Below are 20998 nucleotides of genomic sequence, written 5' to 3' on the forward strand. Positions count from 1 at the left end.
GTGACCGATCCGTCCCCCCGCTCGGGCCTGCGTTCGTGGTTCTCGTCGAACGGCCGCCTGGAATTCTGCATCACGCTCGCCTCGGTCACACTGTTGACCGGGGCGTGCGTGGCACTGATCCTGGTGCCGCGCAACGCGGGTCCGTTGCAGCTGGCCACCGACGAGGCCGAAGTCCTCGACACCTCCGAGGGCATCGACAATCCGCGCTTGAGTCCGGTGCGCCGCGAGCTGCAACCCTATGGCCCGATCCTGGTGCGTGAAGTCGCCGACGGTGCCGCGGCCCCGGCGCTGCTGGTGGCCCACCCCAGCCATCGCGCCGATCTCGATGTCCTCGAACAACAGCTGGGCCGAGCCATTTCGGATGTGAGCGCGGTGTGGGGCACCGAGTGGAATCGCGCGCCCGTGGTGGTCGTGGCGAGCACTCCCGCCGAATTCACCGCGCTGACCAGGTCCGCGGGCGCCACCGGCGCCGACGTGGCCGCCGTGTCGCTCACCGGGTCCTACACCCCGGGCACCCAGCCTACCGACCAGCGCATCGTGTTCAACCCCGACGCCCGCAGGCGGGTCGGCAACGAGGGCATGGCCACGCTGCTGCGCCACGAACTCACCCACCTCGCCACCCGAGCCGACACCACCGACGGCGCACCGCTGTGGATGCTGGAGGGCTTCGCGGAGTACGTCGCTCAGCGCGATCAGCAGACCACCTTCTCCCAGATCGCGCCCACGCTGACCACCCGGTTGCGCGGCGGCGCCCTGCCCACCGAACTCGTCGCCGATACCGATTTCACCGGTGTCGACGCGGCCTACGCCTACGAAAGCGCGTGGAGCACCTGCGCCTTCCTCGCCGACCGCTACGGCACCGCCGCCCTCACCACCTTGTACAAGCGCCTGGCCACCGGCCCGCAATCCCCCGCGGCCCAGGATGCGGCGTTCACGGCCGTGCTCGGGGCCTCGCGCGCTGAGTTGCTGGACGGGTGGCGGGCCTGGTTGCGCGGCCGCGCCGCATGACGGGCAGGCGCGGGTACGCCCGACCACGTCCGCCCACCCGTCAGCCGACCGATTAGGTTGTTCTCTTATGGCCCGAACTCTGCTGGTTACCAACGATTTCCCGCCTCGGCCGGGCGGAATCCAGTCGTATCTGCAGGCGCTGTCGAATCAGCTGCCGCCCGAGGACCTGGTGGTGTACGCCCCGCGCTGGCGCGGTGACAGCCACGAGAAGTTCGACGCCGCGCAGAAGTTCCAGGTGGTGCGTCATCCGACGACACTGATGTTGCCGACCCCCGCGGTCATCAAGCGGGCGAGTGCGCTGCTGCGCGAACACGGCTGCGACACCGTGTGGTTCGGCGCGGCCGCTCCCCTGGCGGCGATGGCGCCGATGCTGCGGCGCGCGGGCGCGGAGCGCATCCTGGCCAGTACCCACGGTCACGAGGTCGGCTGGTCGATGCTGCCCGGTTCGCGCCAGGTGCTGCGGTCGATCGGCGAGCACACCGATGTGGTGACCTACGTCAGCAAGTACACCCGCGGCCGTTTCGCCTCGGCCTTCGGTCCGCGCGCGGCCCTCGAACATCTGCCGCCGGGCGTCGACCCCACCGAGTTCCGGCCCGACCCGGCCGCCCGGGAGGAGCTGCGCGCCCGCTACGGCCTCGGCGAGCGCCCGACGGTGCTGTGCCTGTCGCGGCTGGTCCCGCGCAAGGGCCAGGACATGCTGATCGTGGCGATGAGCGAGATCCGCGAGCGCGTCGACGGGGCGGTGCTGGTGATCGCCGGCGGTGGACCGTACGAGACGCGCCTGCGCGCGCTGGCCGAGGCGCTCGGCGTGCAGGACAGTGTGGTGTTCACCGGGCGGGTGCCCTCCGGCGAGCTGGCCGCCCATCACACGATCGCCGATGTGTTCGCGATGCCGTGCCGTACACGCGGGGCGGGCCTGGACGTCGAGGGGCTCGGGATCGTCTTCCTCGAGGCGTCGGCGACCGGGGTCCCGGTCGTGGCGGGTGACTCCGGCGGCGCCCCCGAGACGGTGCGCGAGGGCGAGACCGGCATCGTGGTGCACGGCCGGTCGGTCCCGCAGATCAGCGATGCCATCGTCGAGCTGCTCACCGACCGGGACAAGGCGGCCGAGATGGGTGCCGCCGGCCGGGCCTGGGTGGAGCGGAACTGGCATTGGGACCGTCAGGGCGCCCGGTTGCGGGAACTGCTGCGGTGACACCTTGGCCGGGCCCGATGTGGCGTCCACTACGCTCAGCCGGGTGAGCAGTATCCAGGTCGCAGATCAGACCTTCCTCGCCGCACCCGGCACCGCGATCGCCGAGGTGCTCAGCGCCGCGAACAACTGGCGCCGCTGGTGGCCCGACCTGCGCCTCGATGTGCGCGAGGATCGCGGCGACAAAGGCATCCGCTGGACGGTGGCAGGCGCGCTGACCGGCACCATGGAGGTATGGCTCGAGGCCGTCCCCGAGGGCGCCATCCTGCACTACTTCCTGCACGCCGAGCCCACCACGGCCGCGTCGAAGCCGCCGCGCGCGCTGGCCGCGGCCAATCGCGCCCGCCGGGTCGCGGGCCGCAACATGGCCTTCGAACTCAAAGCACGACTAGAAGCCGGTCGCCCCGCGGGCGTCGCGCCCGCGATCCCCGCCGCCCCCTGACAGGCATCGTTCCCAGACAGAAATGAGGGCTTGGCTGCCATGGCCGACCGGACTCAGAGATCGATTCTCATCGACGCACCGTCGCAGCAGGTGATGGCCGTTATCGCGGATCTGGAGTCCTATCCGGAGTGGGTGGCCGCCGCGAAGTCGGTCGAAGTCGTCGATCGCGATGCCGAAGGGCGCGCGGCCACCGCACGGTTCGTACTCGACGCCGGCGTCGTCAAGGACACCTACGTGCTGTCCTACACCTGGCGCGCCGACGGCAAAGCGGTGAGCTGGCGGCTGCTCGAAGGTGACCTGCAGAAGGCCCAGGACGGCAGCTACGAACTCCGGGACCGGCCGGGGGGTGGCACCGAGGTGGTCTACGAACTCACCGTCGACCTGAACATCCCGATGATCGGCATGTTCAAACGTAAAGCCGAGAAGGTCATCACCGACACCGCGCTCAACGAGCTCAAGAAGCGGGTCGAAGGCTGAGCGCCCCGGGCGGTACCCGCGTCGAACTGTTCGTCGGCAAGGGTGGTGTCGGGAAGACGACGCTGGCCTGCGCGACGAGCATGACCTATGCCCGCTCGGGTCAGCGTGTGCTGATCGCCTCGCTGGATCAGGCCCATTCGCTCGGTGACGCGCTCGGTTTCCGTTTCCCGCACGATCCGGGCACCGTCGCCGGGGTGGCCCGGGTGGCGCCCGGCATCGAGGTGATCGAGATCGATTCCCTCGCCCTGCTCGAGGACCGTTTCCGCGATGTGGTGACGATGCTCGCCACAGGCGGCGGCCACGATCACGGCTTCGACCTCGCCGCGCTGGACCCGGCCGAGCTGACCGGGCTGCCCGGTGTGCAGGAACTGTTGATGCTGGTCGAGATCGCCCAGTACGCCGAGGAGAACGACTGGGACGTCATCGTCGTCGATTGCCCGCCCTCGGCCGACATGCTGCGCATCGTCACTGCCCCCGACACCATGCTCAACTATCTCGAACGCCTCTGGCCCCGGCATGCGCGCACGATGAGCGCGATCGGACTGGATCTCCGCAAGGCGGTGCTCGCGGCCGCGGTCGAACGGGTCGTGGTCGCGGTGACCCAGGTCCGCGATCTCCTCGCCGACCGCACCCGCACCAGCGCCCGCCTGATCACCGGGCCCGAACAGGTCGCCGTCGCCGAGGCGCGGCGGGTGCGTTCGGCGGCCGCGTTGCTGGGCCTGCGGATGGACGCGGTGGTGGTGAACAAGGTGCTGACCCCGGTGCCACCGCCCGGCGACAACGCCCACCCGGCCGTGCACTGGTATCTGAACCGCCGCGCCGAGCAACTCGAGGTGGTGGCCCGGCTACACGAGCAACTCACCGATGTCCCGATCCTGATCGCCCAGCACGCCGGCGCCGAGCCGGTGGGGGTGAATTCGCTGGCGGCCTTCTCACATTCGGTCGACACGCTGCCCGCCCAACACGCTCAGGGCGCGGATTCGGGCGAACCGATGGTTCGATGGGAGTCCGGCTCCGGTGTCGACTCCGTGTACGCGATGCGGATGCGGCTGCCGGTAGTCGATCCCGGCACCTTGCGGCTGGGCCGAGTGGAGGACGATCTGATCGTGGGAGCCGACGGGGTACGCACACGCGTACGCCTCGCGCCGGTGCTGCGACGCTGCACAGTGGCGGGCGCCGAACTCGACACCGGTCACCTCGTGGTCCGCTTCCGGCCCGATCCGCGGGTGTGGCCCGCCGATCCGAACTACACGAAGGCCACCGCAGATGAGCACTGACTCCCAGTCCGAGCGCCACGGCCACGACGGCTTCGCCGAGTTCACCGAGGAGCTGCGCCTACTCTCCGAAGTTCTCCTCGCCCGGGTCGAACCCGTGCTACGCCGCACCGCCGCCGACGGTCGGGCCGACCTGGGCGGTTGCGCCTGGTGCCCGGTCTGCGCGGCCGCGGCCCTGCTGCGCGGCGACCACCACGACGTCGTCGCGGCCCTCGCCGACCACGGCACCTCCATGGTGACGGTCCTGCGCGAAGCCCTCGCGGGCATTCCCGTCGAACCGGTCCTCCCGCCGGAATGGGCCGAGCACGCTGCGGGACACCCGAATTCGGCCGACGACCATGCCACCGCACACGAGCCCACAGGTCAGCCCCCACGCCCCAGCGGTGCCACGGGTCTGCAGGATCCGGGTTCCAGCCCGCGCTCGCGAGCCCCGCGCCCGGACCAGTCCAGCGCCCCTCGCCCGCGCCGGGTCGACGAGTACAACGCGCCGCGGACCACGCGCACACCACACATCACCCCCGAACCCGACCGCGCCGACGCGACCGCGCCGGACGCTGCCGCTTTCGCCACCACCGCGCCGCCGACGGCCGCCGACCCGAACCAGCGCCCCAGGCCCACCGCCGAGGATCGGTCGGCCGCCGCCCGCGCGCCGCGCTCGCAATATGTCGACATTCCGGTGACGATCCGGGGATGACCAGCAGGATCGACCCTCAACACCTGCTCACCGTCGGCATCGATGTGGGTGGCACCAACATTCGTGCCTCGGTGGTCGACGTCGACGGTGAGGTGCTCGACACTGTGCAGGCGCCGACCCCGCATTCGGCGCGCGCCCTCGAGGACGCGATCGACCGCTCGGTGCGCGAGCTGGCCCGGCGGCATCCGATCGCGGCGGTGGGGCTGGCCGTCGCCGGTTTCATCTCGACCGATCAATCGACGGTCCTGTTCGCCCCGCACCTGCCGTGGCAGAACGCCCCGGTCGCCCAACGGCTCACCGCGCGGCTGGGCCTACCGGTGATCCTCGAACACGACGCGAACGCCGCGGGTTGGGCCGAGTACCGCTTCGGCGCGGCGGCGGGCGGGCAGACGGTGGTGCTCGTCGCGATCGGCACCGGCATCGGCGCCGCGCTGCTCATCGACGGTCAGCTCTATCGCGGCAGCCACGGCATCGCCCCCGAACTCGGCCATCTCCAGGTCGTGCCCGAGGGCCGTGCCTGTCCCTGCGGCAAACACGGCTGCTGGGAGCGCTACTGCAGCGGAACGGCGCTGGCCGACACCGCCATCGAAATGCTCGCCACCGACCCCGTGCGTTCGGTGCTGGCGCGCGATGTGCTGCGCGACCCCGGCTCGCTCACCGGCCGCCGGGTCGCGGGCGCCGCACAGGACGGCGATCCGCTCGCGGTGCGGGTGATGGCCGACTTCGCGCGGTGGCTCGGACTCGGCCTCGCCTTCGTCAGCGACCTGTTCGATCCCGACCTCGTGGTGATCGCGGGTGGGGTGAGCAGTTCGGCGCCGCTGTTCCTCGACGAGGCTCGCGAACACTACGCGAGCGCGGTCACCGGAGCCGGGCATCGGCCGCTGGCGCGTCTGCGCACCACGCAGCTCGGGGAGGCCGCGGGCATGATCGGCGCCGCGGAATTGGCCAGGGCGGCGGTCGATGCGCCGGTGGCCGGTCGCGCGGCGAGATAAGGGTCACAGCCATGTGCTCCAGCTACCAGCTCGGGTTGGTTGTGACCTGCGACCAGCGGTAAAGTCGTTGTCCGAAGCCGCACACCACGATCCCGGTCCGAAGAAAGGACGCCATGTTCTATTGGCTGCTCAAGTACGTCTTCCCGGGACCGTTCATGCATCTGTACAACCGGCCCGTTGTCGAGGGCCTCGAGAACGTCCCGGCCGATGGACCGGCGATCATGGCGGGTAACCATCTGTCGTTCTCCGACTGGCTGTTCGCACCGCTGCTGAGCCCGCGGCGGATCAACTACCTCGCCAAGGCGGAGTACTTCACCACCCCTGGCTTCAAGGGGCGCCTGCAGAAGTTCTTCTTCAGCGGCACCGGCCAGTACCCGATCGATCGCAGTGGCGCCTCGGCTGCCGACGACGCACTCATCGCCGCCACCAAACTCCTCGACGAAGGTCGCCTCGTCGGCCTGTACCCCGAGGGCACCCGCTCCCCCGACGGCCGCCTCTACAAGGGCAAGACCGGCATGGCGCGCCTCGCGCTGGAGACCGGCGTCCCGGTGATCCCGGTCGCGGTGATCGGCACCGACAAGGTGAGCCCGCCCGGACCGTTCAAGTGGCGTCGCCAGAAGGTCACGCTGAAGTTCGGTGCGCCTCTTGATTTCTCGCGCTACGAGGGCATGAGCGGTAACCGCTTCGTCGAACGCGCTGTCACCGACGAGGTGATGTACGAGCTGATGCGGCTCACCGGCCAGGAATATGTCGACGTGTACGCGCACAGCCTCAAGAAGGGCGTCGCGCCCACCGACAACCAGATCGACGCCACCCGCATCCCCGAGACCAAGGCCGGCTGAGCCGAACCCTGGTGCGCCACACGATGAACCGGCGTACGTCGTCGTTGCCCGGATCGTTTCTCCGCGCACGCGTCCGCCGTTGCCCGGACACCTTCGCGCCCGATTGGTAACCTTTGCCAGGCACGGGCGGGCGGCCACCACAGGTGGCGGGCGTCGGGGACAGCGAGGTAGACGATGGCCGGAGGCGAATCCGACGAGGGTCGCGTCATGCCGTTCGCCCGGCGGACGACCCCGCGTGACGGCAATCCGCCCACCGGCCGGGTAGTGCGCAGCGCGCGCTTGGCCGCGGTACCGGTGGCCTACGCGGGCCGCCGCATCGCGGGCTTCGGCAAACGCGCCGCGGGTCGCGACCCCGCCGCCGTCGACCGCGACATCCGCGTTCGCACCGCCGAACACCTCTTCCAGGTACTCGGCGAGCTCAAGGGCTGTGTCGCGAAACTGGGCCAGCTCCTCGGCCTGCTCGAACTCGGCCTGGCCCCCGACCTGGCCGAACCGTATCGCCAAGCCCTTGCCCGACTGCACGATTCGGCGCCCGCCATGCTTCCGGGCGCGGTCCACGCCGAGCTCGCCACCCATCTCGGCCCGGACTGGCGCTCGCTGTTCCTCGAATTCGACGACCGCGCCTCCGCCGCCGCCTCGGTCGGCCAGGTCCATCGGGCCCGCTGGCACGACGGCACGCAGGTCGCGGTCAAGGTCATGTACCCCGGCTCCCGCCGCGCGGTGCTGGCCGACCTGCAAGCTCTGCGACGCGCCACACCGTTGTTCACCGCACTGCTGCCCGGCGCCGACACCCGCCCGGTGGTGGAGGCGCTGTGCAACGAGATCCGCGACGAACTCGACTACGCCCGCGAGGCCGTCAACCAGCGCGCCTTCGCCACCGCCTTCGCCGACGACCCCGATGTCGTGGTGAGCCGGGTGATCGCCCAGCACGGTGACGTACTGGTCACCGAATGGCTCGACGGTGTTCCCTTGTCCCGGTTGATCATTCGCGGCAATGCGAACGAACTCGACCGGCTCGGCGTGCTGATCATGCGTTTCCTGTTCTCCGCTCCCGCCCGCGCCGCCCTCGTCTACGGCGACCCGCACCCCGGTAATTTCCTTCGCATGCCCGACGGCCGGCTCGGCGTGGTCGACTTCGGCGCCTGCACACCGTGGCCCGGCACCTTCCTCGACGTCGCGAGCGACGTCGGCGCCGCCGTCATCGCCGACTCCCCCGCCGACCTCGAGGCCGCCATGCGCCGCCACGGCTTCGTCGCCCCCGACCGCGACCTCGACATCGCCACCGTCGCCGCCCGCCTGCAACCGGTCCGCGAAGCCCTCCTCGCCCCCACCTACCCGCTCTCGGCCGACTGGCTCCGCGAACAGGTCCGCCTCGCCACCGACCTGCGCCTGACGAACATCCTGCGCCAGCTCACCATGCCCCCCGCCCACACCCCGATCCTGCGCTCCTTCCTCGGCGGTCTGGCAGTCCTGTGCCAACTCCACACCGCCGTCCCCCTCCGCGCCGAATGCACCCGCTGGTACCCCGAAACCGCCGCCGCCGCGGGGCTGTAGACGCCTCACCCGAGTTCGGTCTGCCGTACGGCATCGTTCATGTTCCGTTGCCTTGCTAACGACCGGGTGTTCCGACCGGTGGCGCACCGTGACGTTCATGGCTGTTTCGGATTTCGCGATGTCTCGGCGCACGCTGCTGCGCGCAACCGCCCTCGGTGTGGTGACCGCTCCCGCCCTGGTGGCCTGCGGTGACGACGGGCCCGCACTGGTGCGAGCCAGGCCTTCGCTCACGCACGGGGTGGCGGTCGGGGATCCGCGTAGTGATGGCGCCCTGATCTGGGCTCGCTCGGATACGCCCGCGACGCTGGTGGTGGAGACGTCGGCGAGCGAGAAGTTCACCGACGTCAAGCGATTCACGGGGCCGCTGCTCACCCCGGCTACCGACGGCACCGGACGGGTGCGGGTGAACGGTCTGCCCGCCGGGCAACTCGTGCACTACCGGGTACGCCTCGACGGGGAGGGCGGCGCCAGCTCGGAGACGCTCACCGGCGTGTTCCGCACGGCGCCGACCGCGCCCGCCGACATCTCGCTGCTGTGGTCCGGTGACGTCGCCGGCCAGGGTTTCGGGATCAACCCGGACCTCGGCGGCATGAAGGTGTTCTCCGCCATGGCCGCTCGCGACCCGCACCTGTTCCTGCATTCCGGCGACTGCATCTACGCCGACAACGCGCTGAAGGAATCGGTGACGCTGCCCGACGGCCGGATCTGGCGCAACATCACCGCCGAAGCGAAAAACGCCCCCGCGGAAACCCTCGACCAGTTCCGCGGCAACTACGCCTACAACCTCACCGACGACAACTACCGCCGGTTCAACGCCGCCGTCGCCCAGATCGTCCAGTGGGACGACCACGAGACCACCAACAACTGGTCCCCCGGCGGCACGGTCGCCGCCGACAAGGGCTACACCGAGCGCAGCATGGACACCCTCGCTACGCGTTCGTGGCAGGCCTTCCACGAGTGGATGCCGTTGGAGCCCAAGGAAGCTGTCGACGGCCGCCTCTACCGCAAGATCTCCTACGGCCCGCTGCTGGACGTGTTCGTCCTGGACATGCGCGCCTACAAGGACGCCAACACCGCCAATACCGCGCCCCAGGGCCAGATCCTCGGCGCCGCCCAGATCGCCTGGCTCACCGAGGGGTTGAAGAACTCCAAGGCCACCTGGAAGATCGTCGCCGCCGACCTGCCGCTGGGTGTGGTCGTCCCCGACGGCAAGACCGCCTTCGAAGGCCCCGCCAACGCCGCCCCCGGCGCACCGTCGGGCCGCGAGACCGAGATCGCCCAGGTGCTCTCGGCGATCAAGGCGAACAAGGTCGGCGATGTCGTCTGGCTCACCGCGGATGTCCACTACACCGCCGCGCACCACTACTCCCCCGCCCGCGCCGCCTTCACCGATTTCGACGAGTTCTGGGAGTTCGTCTCGGGCCCGCTCAACGCGGGCGCGTTCGGCCCCAACCCCCTCGATCCCACCTTCGGACCCGAGGCGGTCTACGTCCACGCGCCGCCCACCGCGAACACCTCCCCGATGGATCCGGAGTACCAGCACTTCGGCGAGGTGAAAATCGACGGCCGCACCGGAGAAATGACCGTCAACTTGTGCGACGCGACCGGAAAAGTCCTGTTCACCAAGCAACTCGCGCCCACGCGGAAATAGGTGCGAAGTACCCTGCGCAAGAACCGCGCACCTATGGTTAGCTATGCGGTCATGGGCACGCCGCATACCGTCATCTCCGAAGAATATCTCCCCACCGATACGGCGGATGTCGTTCGCACTGTGCGTGATTCGCGCGGTCGGTCGGAACGGTTGACGGTGCGCGGCGGTGAACAGACCGAAGAGTCCTATGGCCTGACCGATCAGCGCGGGGCGCTCTCGCTGCGCAAGATGAACTCGGTGCTCGACATCAACCTGGGCCGGCGCACCGTGCGCGTGCAGGCGGGCGCAAAGCTGTCCGAGATCGACCGCAGGCTCGGCGCGCACGGCCTCGGCCTGCCGGTGGTCGGCGATCATCGCGACATCACCGCGGGCGGCTTCGCCTCCGTCGGCGGGGTGAGCACCGCCTCACACCGCTACGGCATGTTCATCGACCAGATCGTCGACCTCGAGTACGTCGACCCCGACGGCCGGATCGGCACCTGCGGGCGCGGCCACCACACCGAGCGGTTCCACCGCATCCTCGGCGCGGGCGGTCGCGCGGGCATCATCACCGCCCTCACCCTGGACGTGGTCGAGGTCGACAAAGACCACACCATGCTCACCACCGACGCCGACCGGTTCCTCGACTTCGACTCCTTCGTCGAGCACGCGACCAACGAGATCACCAACCCCGGCAGCGCGGCGCTGCAGGTCGGTCGCTGGGTCGACACCGCCCCGCTGAAGGTGGCGCGCCCGGTCGGCACCGGCCAGGTGACCCTCGGTGCCGTCCGTTTCGGTCAGTGGTCGAGCCTGTACCCCACCGCCCCCACGCGCGGCCTGCGGGCCCGGCGTGAGGTCGGCACGCGGACTCGGAAGTCGCTGGGCGCCATCGCTTCCGCCGCGGGCGGCCGCGCGGGCATGCCGGTCCGCAACGCGGCGGCGGGCGCGCTGATGTTCGCGCCGAAGGTCCTCACCATGCGCGACGCCGAGTACCTGGCCGACACCGTCATCAACTCCTCCGAACGCGGCCCCGCCTACCGCGTCGGCGTGTTCGCCCCGCTGGCCAACTACGGTTCGGTCTTCTACGGCCTGCACGATCTGTTCTCGGCGCACCGCGAGCGCTCGGGCTGCTTCACCGTCATCTCCGCGATGACCTACGGCGTGCGCTCGGAGTACCTGCGCGCCGAAGCCGCCGCCCGCGGCCTCACGCCCGCCGACTACGGCCTGATCACCTTCACCTGCCGCCTGCGTCCCTCGGCCCTGCCCTCGGAGCAGCTGCGCGAGATCGTCTCGGGCATCGACGACATCTGCCGCTCGGAGCAGGGCCTGCGCTACAGCGTCTGAGGACGGACTCGGCGGGTTCGGCGTTTCGCCCGGCTGCGCGTATTCGCGCACTGTGTTACACGCCGAACCCGCTGGTCACGTCGGGTCCGACGGCGGCTATCTGACTATCAGTCATATCCATCTCCCAGTGGATGGGATAGTCGGCTCTACGGATCACGCGGAGAAAGTGTGATGTCGGTTACGCATTTCGATCGTTCGTCGAATGCGGGCCCCATCCTCGAAAGGACCTCTGATGGTCGCTCCCACTCCGACACCCGCCGTGGACCGCTGGACCCCACGCCTGATCTTCTCGCTCGCCTCGATCGTGCTCCTGCTGGAGATGCTCGCGGTGAGCTACATGATGATCTCGACGGCGCTACCGTCGATCGCCGCGCACTACCAGACCACCCAGGGCGCCTGGCTGCTGACGTCGTTCCTGCTGGTCGGCGCCGTCACCGCGCCGCTGATCGGCAAGCTGGCGGACATGTACGGCAAGCGCAAAGCCCTGCTCGGGTGCGTGACCGTGGCAGCGGCGGGATCGCTGCTGTCGGCGATCGCGGGCAGCTACGCCGTCCTGATCGCGGGCCGTGCGCTGACCGGCCTGCTCATCCCCTGCCTGTTCCTGAGCTACTCGCTGATCCGGGACGTGTTCCCGGCGAAGACGATCGCGCTGGCGGTGAGCATCGCGACCAGCGGCATGGGGTTGATCGCGATTCCCGCGCCGTTCCTCACCGGGTGGCTGATCGACAACCACGGATTCCGCAGCATCTTCTGGTTCTTCGTCATCGGTCTCGCCGTGCTGGGCGCGCTGATCTTCTTCACGACGGCCGAGTCGTCGGTGCGGCTGCGCTCACGGATCGACCCGCTCGGAGCGATTCTGCTCGGCGGCGGCATCGCCGGCATCCTCATCGCGGTCAGCTTCGGACCGACCTGGGGCTGGCGTGACAGTACGACCATGGCGTACCTCTTCGGTGGCGTGGTGCTGCTGCTGGCCTGGCTGGCGAGCGCGCGAATGATCCGGGAACCGCTGATCGACCTCGATGTGCTCGGCCGCCGTTCGGTGCTGCTCACCACGATCGGCGCCGGACTCTGCTACGGCGCCAGCGGGCTGTTCACCATCCTGCTGCCGATGATGGCCATGACGCCCGCCGTGTTCGGGCTCGACTACGGATTCGGCGTCACCGCGGAGGGTTTCGCGATCTTCCAGGCGCCGGTGGGGCTGATGGTGGTGGTCGGCGGCGTGCTCGTGGGTGTGCTCGTCGGCCGCCGCGACGTCCGCCCCCGCATCCTGATGACCTGCGGGATGCTGCTGATGGCCGTCGGATTCGTGCTGACCGCCGCCGTGCACGACAGCAAGCCCCTGCTGATCGTCTTCGCGGGCATCTTCGGCACGGGCATGGGTATGGCCTACGCCGCGATCCCGAATCTGCTGATCGAGGCCGTGCCGCCGCAGTTGCAGGCGGGCACCGCCAGCATCGTCGGCGTCTCGCAGAGCGTGTTCCCCGCCGTCCTGCCGGTTATCGCGTTCACGATCATGAACAACTCCTACATCGCGCCGATCCCGCCGGAGATGACGCAGGGCGCGGTGTTCTATCTGGACCGCGGCTTCACGATCGCCTTCCTGATCGGTGGCGCGACCGCGCTCATCGGTGCGGTGGTCGCGGCGGCGCTGCCCCGCCGGATCGTGCAGCTGTCCGCTCCGCGCACGGTGGAAGGGCCGGAGGAAGGACTGGTGTTCGCGCACTGAGGCATTCGATGCCCAGAGCCGGTCGTGCGCTCGCACGACCGGCTCTGCCGTTCTCGGGAGACATCCTCCGACAACGAAAACGGTCGCCGCGACTCCCTCGGCTCGAGGGCGTCGCGGCGACCGTTTCCTGATGGATCAGTGCTTCTCGGCACCCAGGTAGTACTCGAAGACCAGGCCGGCGGCGGCGGCGAGCACGAGCACCACGCCGAGGCCGATCAGCCAGAACTGGAAGAACGCCAGACCCAGCGCGGTCACCGAACCGGCGCCCGCGAGGAGGATGGGCCAGAAGCTACCGGGCGAGAAGAAGCCCAGGTCACCGGCGCCGTCGACGATCTCGGCCTCTTCGTAGTCCTCGGGACGCAGGTCGATGCGACGCGCGACGAACCGGAAGTAGGTGCCGATGATCAGCGACAGACCCGCGGTCAGCACGATCGCGGTAGTGCCTGCCCACTCGATGCCGGTGCGCGACTGGGCGGTGAAGAAGCCGTAGACGATGCCCACCAGGATGAAGAACGCCGTGAGCAGTTCGAAGATCCGCGCTTCGATCCTCATATCAGAATCCTCACTTGCTCTCGTTCACCGAAGCGCTCTTGGCATCACGCTTGGTGTTGAAGGGGTACGTGGAGGTGGCCACCGGCGACTCGCCGATCGATGCCAGCGCCTCACCGTTGGTCTTGCCCTCGATGCGCGCCTGCATGTACTTGGCGTACTTCTCCGGCGAGACCGCGCGGACCTCGAAGTTCATCATCGAGTGGTAGGTGCCGCACATCTCGGCGCAGCGGCCGACGAACGCGCCTTCCTTCTCGATCTCGGAGATCTGGAAGACGTTGTCGGACTGGTTTTCCTTCGGGTTCGGCATCACGTCGCGCTTGAACATGAACTCCGGCACCCAGAAGGCGTGGATCACGTCGGCGGCGGCGAGCTGGAACTCGATGCGCTTACCGGTCGGCAGCACCAGGACCGGAATCTCTTCGCTGGAGCCGAAGGTCTCGACCTTGTCGTAGTGCAGGTACGAGAGGATGTCGTTGGCCGGCTTGCCGTGCAGGGGGCCCGGCTGCGGGTGACCCTTGTCGTTCTTCAGCTCACGGTATTCGGCGAGCTGCTCTTCGTTCAGCAGCTCCTTCTCCGTGTCGATGCCGTTCCAGGTGAGACCGCCGACGTTGTTGATGTTGCGGTAGCCGAACTTCCAGTTCCACTGGAAGGCGGTCACGTCGACGGTGACATCCGGGTTGTCGGTCTTCTCGTGCACATAGTTCTGCACGACCACGGTGAAGTAGAACAGCACCGCGATGATCACGAACGGGATCGCCGTGTAGGTCAGCTCCAGCGACACGTTGTAGCCGGTCTGGCGCGGGAACTCCGGGGAGTTCTTGCGCTTGCGGTGGAAGATGACCGTCCAGAAGGTCAGACCCCAGACCAGCACGCCCATGGCGAGCGCGGCCAGCACCGACCAGGTCCACAGCTCGCGCATCCGGGTGGCCTGCGGGGTGATACCCGACGGCCAGCCGAACCGGAGCCAAACATTGTCGATCGAGCAGCCCGAGACGAGCATCGCGGTGATCCCCAAGGACACCGCCAGCCCGGCCCGCCGAAGGATCCGGCCCTGCCGACCCTTCTCGGGTCGTGCCCCGATCTCTTCGCTCGCCTTGTGCGCCACGCTCACGCCTTCCTGGTCGCCACACATTCCGACACATTGCGTCGTCCGGGCGGCGATTCGCCCGTTCCGACACCTCTTCAAAGCAGTTTCAGGCCTCTCGAAGTATTGCCGCTGTGACGCCTGCACACCTGAGAAGGACCTGAGTACTACGCAGCGTAGACCAAAGCGGGCACTGTCTTGTCGCGGGGTCACTTTCGACACTCCGCCGTGACCGCGCCGAACATCGCGACCTGCGGTTTGGCCCTCGTCTGGTGGCTGCGCACCCCGCGGGAGCGGGCGAGCGCGGCGTGTCGGGCAGGCGTGCGGCATACTCGGACACAGCGTTTCGGCCCGTTGTGGCCACCCATCATCGAACGAGAGAAGGTTGGGCGACACCGTGTGCGGACTGCTCGGATTCCTGACAGCTGATTCCGCGACGACCGCGGTGGTCGATCAGGTGTACGACGCGCTGCACTGCCAGCGGCATCGTGGCCCGGACGAGAAGGGCACCTGGCACGACGATCACATGATCTTCGGGTTCAATCGCCTGTCCATCATCGATATCGAGCACTCGCACCAGCCGCTGCGCTGGGGCCCCGCGGACAATCCGCAGCGCTACGCGATGACCTTCAACGGCGAGATCTACAACTACCTCGAACTGCGCGAGCAGCTGGCCGCCGAGCACGGCGCCGCATTCCCCGATGGCAAGATCTTCGCCACCGACGGCGACGGCGAGGCCATCGTGGCCGCGTTCCACTTCTGGGGCCCCGAGGCCGTGCGCAAGCTGCGCGGCATGTTCGCCTTCGCGATCTGGGACACCGAGACCTCGGAGCTGTTCCTCGCGCGCGATCCGTTCGGCATCAAGCCGCTGTTCATCGCGACCGGCCCCGGCGGCACCGCCTTCGCCAGCGAGAAGAAGAGCCTGCTCGAACTGCTGAGCCCGCTGGAACTGTCCGACGAGCTGGACCCGCGCGCGCTCGAGCACTACACGGTGCTGCAATACGTGCCAGAGCCCGAGTCGCTGCACCGCAACATCCGTCGCCTCGAGTCCGGTAACTACGCCACGGTGAAGGTCGGCCAGGAACCGATTGTCACTCGCTATTTCCGCCCCGACTTCCGGGTCCGCCCGTTCGTGGCGGGGTCGGAGAAGGCACGCTACGCCGAGATCGCCGCGGCGCTGGAGGACTCGGTCGCCAAGCACATGCGCGCCGATGTGACCGTCGGTTCGTTCCTGTCGGGCGGCATCGACTCCACCGCCATCGCCGCGCTGGCCATGCGCCACAACCCGAAGCTGATCACCTTCACCACCGGGTTCGAGCGCGAGGGCTACTCCGAGGTCGACGTGGCCGCCGAGAGCGCCGAGCTGATCGGCGCCCGCCACATCGTCAAGGTGGTCTCCCCCGCCGAATTCGCCGCCGCGATCCCCGAGATCGTCTGGTACCTCGACGATCCGGTCGCCGACCCGGCCCTGGTGCCGCTGTACTTCGTGGCCAAGGAAGCCCGCAAGCACGTCAAGGTGGTGCTCTCCGGCGAGGGCGCCGACGAGCTGTTCGGCGGCTACACGATCTACCGGGAACCGTTGTCGCTCAAGCCCTTCGAATATCTGCCCGCCGGTGCGCGCAAGTTGCTCGGCAAGCTCGGTGACAAGATCCCCGACGGCAAGCGCGGCAAGTCGCTGCTGCAGCGCGGCTCGCTCAGCCTCGAAGACCGCTACTACGGCAACGCCCGCAGCTTCAACGACGCCCAGCTGCGCGCGGTCCTGCGCGACTTCCGCCCCGAGTGGACCCACCAGGACGTCACCGCGCCGATCTACGCCCAGTCCGCGGGCTGGGACCCGGTCGCGCGCATGCAGCACCTGGACCTGTTCACCTGGCTGCGCGGCGACATCCTGGTCAAGGCCGACAAGATGACCATGGCCAACTCCCTCGAACTGCGCGTGCCGTTCCTGGACAACGAGGTCATGCGCGTCGCCGAGGGCATCCCGTTCGATCAGAAGATCACCAAGGAAACCTCGAAGTACGCGCTGCGCCAGGCCCTGGACGGCATCGTCCCCGACCACGTCCTGCACCGCGCCAAGCTCGGCTTCCCGGTCCCGCTGCGCCACTGGCTGCGCGGCACCGAACTCTACGACTGGGCCGAAACCCAGATCGCCGAGTCCCAGACCGACCACCTGCTGCACAAGCCGGCCGTCCTCCAGATGCTCCGCGACCACAAAGCGGGCATCTCCGACCACAGCCGCCGCCTCTGGACCGTCCTGGTCTTCATGGTCTGGCACGGCATCTTCGTCGAGGACCGCATCAAGCCCGAAATCCAGGAACCGGTCTACCCGGTCTCGCTGTAGACGCACAGAAGAACGCCCCCTGGATCGAAAGATCCAGGGGGCGTTCGCGTTCTGTAGTCAGAGCAGGAAGGCCAGTTCGTCGGCGGCATCCGAGCCGTAGGCCTTGGTGAGGCGCTCGAGGGCGTCGTCGGTGTTGAGGGTCCACTCCTGGGTGCCGGTGGTCTCCAGGATCAGGACGGCGATCAGGGAGCCGAGCTGGGCGGCCCGTTCCAGGGTCAGGCCGGCGCGGTGGGCGGTGAGGAAGCCGGCGCGGAAACCGTCGCCGACGCCGGTCGGGTCGACCTTGGCCACCTCGGGCACCACGCCGACGCGGATCTCGGTGCCGTCGGCGTCGACGACGAGCACGCCTTCGGAACCCAGCGTGGTGACCCGGATGCCGACCTTGGCGGTGATGTCGGCTTCGCTGAGGCCGGTCTTCTGCTGCAGCAGGGCCCACTCGTACTTGTTGGTGAACAGGTAGGCGGCGCCGTCGACCAGTTCGGTCGCCTGCTCGCCGTCGAGACGGGCCAGCTGCTGGGACGGGTCGGCGGCATAGGCGATGCCCTGCGCCTTGGCCTGGCGGGTGTGCGCGACCATCGCGTCGGGGTCGTTCGCCCCGACCAGCACCAGGTCGACATCGTGGGCGGCGGCGATCGCGGCGATATCGATATCGCGCGCCTCGCTCATCGCCCCCGGGTAGAACGACGCGATCTGCGCCATCGTCTCATCGGTGGTGCACACGAACCGAGCGGTGTGCGATGTCGCGGACACGTGTACGGCCGAGCAGTCGACGCCGCTGGCCTCCAGCCACTGGCGGTACTCGGCGAAGTCGGCGCCGACGGCACCGACGAGCACCGGACGCTGCTTCAGCAGGCCCATCGCGTACGCGATGTTGCCCGCCACTCCGCCGCGGCGGATCTGCAGATCGTCGACGAGGAAGCTCAAGGACACATGATCGAGTTGATCGGCGAGCAGCGCATCGGCGAACCGGCCGGGGAAGCGCATGAGGTGGTCGGTGGCGATGGATGCGGACACGGCAACAGACACGAGGCAGGGCCCCTTCGACGCTAGACGAGGAAAACAGAAAGTCCGGGATCACCCGATCCCGGACTTCAACGTTAGCAAGCGCTACCGCCTGTGGTTCACCTGTTCGCTACCTCGCCACGCAACCACAATGATCCCGGGCGCGCCCTCGAAGGCGAGGTTACGGCGCCGCTAACCCGCGGCGCCGAACATCAGTTGAACGAATCGCCGCAGGCGCAGGAGCCGGTGGCGTTCGGGTTGTCGATGGTGAAGCCCTGCTTCTCGATGGTGTCGACGAAGTCGATCGAGGCGCCGTCGATGTACGGGGCGCTCATGCGATCGACGGCCAGCTTCACGCCGGAGAACTCCACGACGATGTCACCGTCGAGGATGCGATCGTCGAAGAACAGCTGGTAACGCAGACCGGCACAGCCACCGGGCTGCACGGCGATCCGCAGGGCCAGATCGTCGCGGCCCTCCTGGTCGAGCAGCGCCTTCGCCTTGATGGCGGCAGCGTCGGTCAGCGTCGCACCGTGGGTCTCGGTGGCGGTCTCGTTCTGCACAGTCATGGACACTCCTAGTTCGACTCAGCCCGTCAACGGACCTCAGGTGCACAGCGCACGACTGTCTTCAACGCTGTCGCAGCAACTGCTATTCCTATTTTGCCACCCTCGGCGCAGCCAGTGGACGCCACCTGGGTGCTTGTGCCCACAGTACGCCCTGTGACGGCGTGATCTGCGTCGCAGCCCGGCCGCGGATGAGACCGGGCCCACCGCTGAGCGGACCGCATTTCCCGATGGTCGGCATCATCGAATAGCCTGGTGAACGTGAAATTGTTTCGTCGCGACGAGTCCAGCACCATCGACGAGTCCGTCGACCCGTCGGTGTCCGACTCCGACCAGGCCGCCGCCACGGCGTCGACCACTCCCGGTAAGGGCAGGCCGACGCCGAAAAGGCGTGAGGCAGAGGGCAAGCGGCGCGGTCCGATCGCGCCCGCCCCGCTGACCGCCAAGGAAGCCCGCGCGCGCCGCAAGGCTGTCAAGGGCACCAAACAGGACCGCAAGGCCGCCGCCGCCGACCGTCGCGCCGCCGTGCAGGACCGCCGCGCCCGCATGCTCGCCGGCGAGGACAAGTATCTGCTGCCCCGCGATCAGGGCCCGGTCCGCGCGTATGTGCGCGACCTGGTGGACGCCCGCCGCAACCTCGTCGGCCTGTTCATGCCGATGGCGCTGGTGCTGATCCTGTCGATGTTCGTCGCCCCCGGCCTGCAGACCATCGTCACCCTGGCCATGCTGGTGATGATGGTCTTCATGATCATCGAGGGCTTCGTCCTGGGCAAGATCGTGAGCAACCGGGTGATCGAACGGTTCCCCGACACCACCGACACCGGCTTCAAGCTCGGCTGGTACGCCTTCGTCCGCGCCTCGCAGATCCGCAAGATGCGCGCTCCGAAGCCGCGGGTCGGCCCCGGCGACGCCGTCTGAGTTCGACCGGACTTGCGCATGCCGTCTCATCCCTGCGGATGGGGCGGCATTCGTCTTTTCAGTGATGGCTCGGGCGGATGTAGTCGGCGTAGCCCGCGATGGCTTTGAGCTCGGTGTCCATGCGCTGAGCGTCGCGGTCGACGATCCCGGTGGAGCCGGCGGTGCCGCGACCGATCAGTACGGCGAGTCCGATGACGGCGGTGAGGACGATCAGAAAAGTAAGCATGGCAGTAATTTTGCGCTCGATGATTTTCAGCCGAAAGTGGCTGTTCTGTCATTGTGCGTAAAGATTCAGCCAGCTACGATGAGGCATGCTCTCGAAGGTTGCCGTGGTGCTCAGCGACCGGCTCGCGATGTTCGAATTCGGTGTCGTCTGTGAGGTTTTCGGCCTCGACCGCACGGCCGACGGCCTGCCCGGCTTCGACTTCCGGGTCTGCGGCGCCGACCCGGGCACGCCACTGCGTTCCACCACCCCCGGCATCGCCGTCACCCCGGAATTCGGCCTCGACCAACTCGCGAAGGCCGACTTGGTCGCCATCCCGGCCTCCCCGATCGACCAGTACGACGACCGGGTACTCGAGGCGGTGCGCGGGGCGGCCCACGCGGGCGCGACCGTCCTCACCGTCTGCTCGGGCGCCTTCCTGGCCGGCGCGGCCGGCCTGCTCGACGGCCGCAAGTGCACCACCCACTGGCGGTATGTCGACAGACTCGCCGCGATGTTCCCCGAGGCGACCGTCGACCCCGACGTCCTGTTCGTCGACGAAGGCAACCTGATCACCAGCGCGGGCACCGCCGCGGGTATCGACGCCTGCCTGCACCTGGTCCGCCGCGAGATCGGTACCGCCGCCGCCAACGGCATCGCGCGGCGCATGGTCGTGCCGCCGCAGCGCGACGGCGGCCAGCGCCAGTTCATCGAGCAGCCGGTCCCCGAGTGCAGTTCGATCGGCCTGTCCACCACCCTGGCCTGGCTCACCGAGAACCTCGCCCACCCACACACCGTCGACGAGCTCGCGGCCCGCTCCAGCATGTCCACCCGCACCTTCGCCCGCCGCTTCGCCGCCGAAACCGGCACCACCCCGGTCAAATGGCTCACCACTCAGCGCGTCCTGTTCGCCAAGCACCTGCTCGAAACCACCGACATGGCCCTGGAACGGATCGCCGACGAGTCCGGCTTCGGCTCCGGCGCCCTGTTGCGCCACCACTTCCAGCGCCAGGTCGGCATCGCCCCCACCGAATACCGCCGCCGCTTCGGCGCGGCAGGCTGAACAACCGTCCGTTATTGTGCGTGGAATACCGATCCGGACGCTTTTCCGCAAAAAGGCGACTAACTCCACAGTGCACGAATGAAATGAGTCGGCTA

At 68.6% G+C, this 20998-nt stretch carries 20 protein-coding genes; 15 read left to right on the forward strand and 5 right to left on the reverse strand.

Going from position 1 to position 20998, the window contains the following annotated elements:
- From ACFVVI_RS29360 to ACFVVI_RS29415, 12 genes are all read left to right on the forward strand, one after another.
- Window positions 1-1008 (forward strand): peptidase MA family metallohydrolase, encoded by a 1008-nt coding sequence (locus ACFVVI_RS29360; protein ID WP_387447634.1) that lies wholly within the window; start codon window positions 1-3, stop codon window positions 1006-1008.
- Window positions 1009-1075: 67 nt separating this feature from the next.
- Window positions 1076-2203, forward strand: a complete 1128-nt coding sequence (locus ACFVVI_RS29365; RefSeq protein WP_378992538.1) for a glycosyltransferase family 4 protein — start codon at window positions 1076-1078, stop codon at window positions 2201-2203.
- A 43-nt stretch (window positions 2204-2246) separates the two neighbouring features.
- Window positions 2247-2642, forward strand: coding sequence for a polyketide cyclase / dehydrase and lipid transport (locus ACFVVI_RS29370; RefSeq protein ID WP_378992536.1), 396 nt, complete (start codon window positions 2247-2249; stop codon window positions 2640-2642).
- A gap of 39 nt (window positions 2643-2681) precedes the next feature.
- The gene (locus ACFVVI_RS29375; protein WP_378992534.1) at window positions 2682-3119 is read left to right on the forward strand and encodes an SRPBCC family protein; all 438 of its coding nucleotides are present in this window, start codon (window positions 2682-2684) and stop codon (window positions 3117-3119) included.
- 26 nt (window positions 3120-3145) lie between these two features.
- Window positions 3146-4396 (forward strand): ArsA family ATPase, encoded by a 1251-nt coding sequence (locus ACFVVI_RS29380; RefSeq protein WP_387447685.1) that lies wholly within the window; start codon window positions 3146-3148, stop codon window positions 4394-4396.
- Window positions 4386-5087, forward strand: a complete 702-nt coding sequence (locus ACFVVI_RS29385) for a hypothetical protein (protein WP_387447635.1) — start codon at window positions 4386-4388, stop codon at window positions 5085-5087. Before ACFVVI_RS29380 ends, ACFVVI_RS29385 begins: the two co-directional genes overlap by 11 nt.
- The gene (locus ACFVVI_RS29390; RefSeq protein ID WP_378636564.1) at window positions 5084-6079 is read left to right on the forward strand and encodes an ROK family protein; all 996 of its coding nucleotides are present in this window, start codon (window positions 5084-5086) and stop codon (window positions 6077-6079) included. Before ACFVVI_RS29385 ends, ACFVVI_RS29390 begins: the two co-directional genes overlap by 4 nt.
- A 113-nt stretch (window positions 6080-6192) precedes the next feature.
- A complete protein-coding gene (locus ACFVVI_RS29395) occupies window positions 6193-6921 on the forward strand; it encodes a lysophospholipid acyltransferase family protein (protein WP_378992532.1) in 729 nt (242 codons plus the stop codon).
- A gap of 174 nt (window positions 6922-7095) precedes the next feature.
- Window positions 7096-8475, forward strand: a complete 1380-nt coding sequence (locus tag ACFVVI_RS29400; RefSeq protein WP_379313483.1) for an ABC1 kinase family protein — start codon at window positions 7096-7098, stop codon at window positions 8473-8475.
- Between the two features lie 97 nt (window positions 8476-8572).
- Window positions 8573-10126, forward strand: coding sequence for an alkaline phosphatase D family protein (locus ACFVVI_RS29405; RefSeq protein WP_387447636.1), 1554 nt, complete (start codon window positions 8573-8575; stop codon window positions 10124-10126).
- A 51-nt stretch (window positions 10127-10177) separates the two neighbouring features.
- Window positions 10178-11449, forward strand: a complete 1272-nt coding sequence (locus ACFVVI_RS29410) for an FAD-binding oxidoreductase (protein WP_378660387.1) — start codon at window positions 10178-10180, stop codon at window positions 11447-11449.
- Window positions 11450-11681: 232 nt separating this feature from the next.
- On the forward strand, window positions 11682-13175 hold the full coding sequence (locus ACFVVI_RS29415) for an MFS transporter (protein ID WP_378992529.1): 1494 nt from the start codon (window positions 11682-11684) through the stop codon (window positions 13173-13175).
- Window positions 13176-13310: 135 nt separating this feature from the next.
- On the opposite strand, the gene ACFVVI_RS29420 is transcribed toward ACFVVI_RS29415, so the two are convergent.
- Together ACFVVI_RS29420 and ACFVVI_RS29425 are read right to left on the reverse strand one after the other, a co-directional pair.
- The gene (locus ACFVVI_RS29420) at window positions 13311-13727 is read right to left on the reverse strand and encodes a cytochrome c oxidase subunit 4 (RefSeq protein ID WP_056816603.1); all 417 of its coding nucleotides are present in this window, start codon (window positions 13725-13727) and stop codon (window positions 13311-13313) included.
- 10 nt (window positions 13728-13737) lie between these two features.
- Complete coding sequence (locus tag ACFVVI_RS29425) at window positions 13738-14727, reverse strand: cytochrome c oxidase subunit II (RefSeq protein ID WP_378992675.1); 990 nt, start codon at window positions 14725-14727, stop codon at window positions 13738-13740.
- A 481-nt stretch (window positions 14728-15208) separates the two neighbouring features.
- On the opposite strand from ACFVVI_RS29425, the gene asnB reads away from it, so the two are divergent.
- A complete protein-coding gene (gene asnB, locus ACFVVI_RS29430) occupies window positions 15209-17152 on the forward strand; it encodes an asparagine synthase (glutamine-hydrolyzing) (RefSeq protein ID WP_387447686.1) in 1944 nt (647 codons plus the stop codon).
- A 57-nt stretch (window positions 17153-17209) separates the two neighbouring features.
- Here asnB and ACFVVI_RS29435 read toward each other — a convergent pair whose 3' ends face one another.
- Complete coding sequence (locus ACFVVI_RS29435; protein ID WP_387447687.1) at window positions 17210-18136, reverse strand: carbohydrate kinase family protein; 927 nt, start codon at window positions 18134-18136, stop codon at window positions 17210-17212.
- Window positions 18137-18366: 230 nt separating this feature from the next.
- The gene (locus ACFVVI_RS29440; RefSeq protein ID WP_067459056.1) at window positions 18367-18723 is read right to left on the reverse strand and encodes an iron-sulfur cluster assembly accessory protein; all 357 of its coding nucleotides are present in this window, start codon (window positions 18721-18723) and stop codon (window positions 18367-18369) included.
- Between the two features lie 315 nt (window positions 18724-19038).
- Here ACFVVI_RS29440 and ACFVVI_RS29445 point away from each other — a divergent pair, with 315 nt between their 5' ends.
- Window positions 19039-19638: a DUF3043 domain-containing protein gene (locus ACFVVI_RS29445; RefSeq protein ID WP_387447688.1), complete on the forward strand. Its 600-nt coding sequence runs from the start codon at window positions 19039-19041 to the stop codon at window positions 19636-19638.
- Window positions 19639-19696: 58 nt separating this feature from the next.
- On the opposite strand, the gene ACFVVI_RS29450 is transcribed toward ACFVVI_RS29445, so the two are convergent.
- A complete protein-coding gene (locus tag ACFVVI_RS29450; protein ID WP_378992528.1) occupies window positions 19697-19864 on the reverse strand; it encodes a hypothetical protein in 168 nt (55 codons plus the stop codon).
- Between the two features lie 85 nt (window positions 19865-19949).
- Here ACFVVI_RS29450 and ACFVVI_RS29455 point away from each other — a divergent pair, with 85 nt between their 5' ends.
- Window positions 19950-20903, forward strand: coding sequence for a helix-turn-helix domain-containing protein (locus ACFVVI_RS29455; protein WP_387447637.1), 954 nt, complete (start codon window positions 19950-19952; stop codon window positions 20901-20903).
- Window positions 20904-20998 lie beyond the last annotated feature (95 nt).

The organism is Nocardia sp. NPDC058114 (genome assembly GCF_042884695.1).
Classification (GTDB): Bacteria; Actinomycetota; Actinomycetes; order Mycobacteriales; family Mycobacteriaceae; genus Nocardia.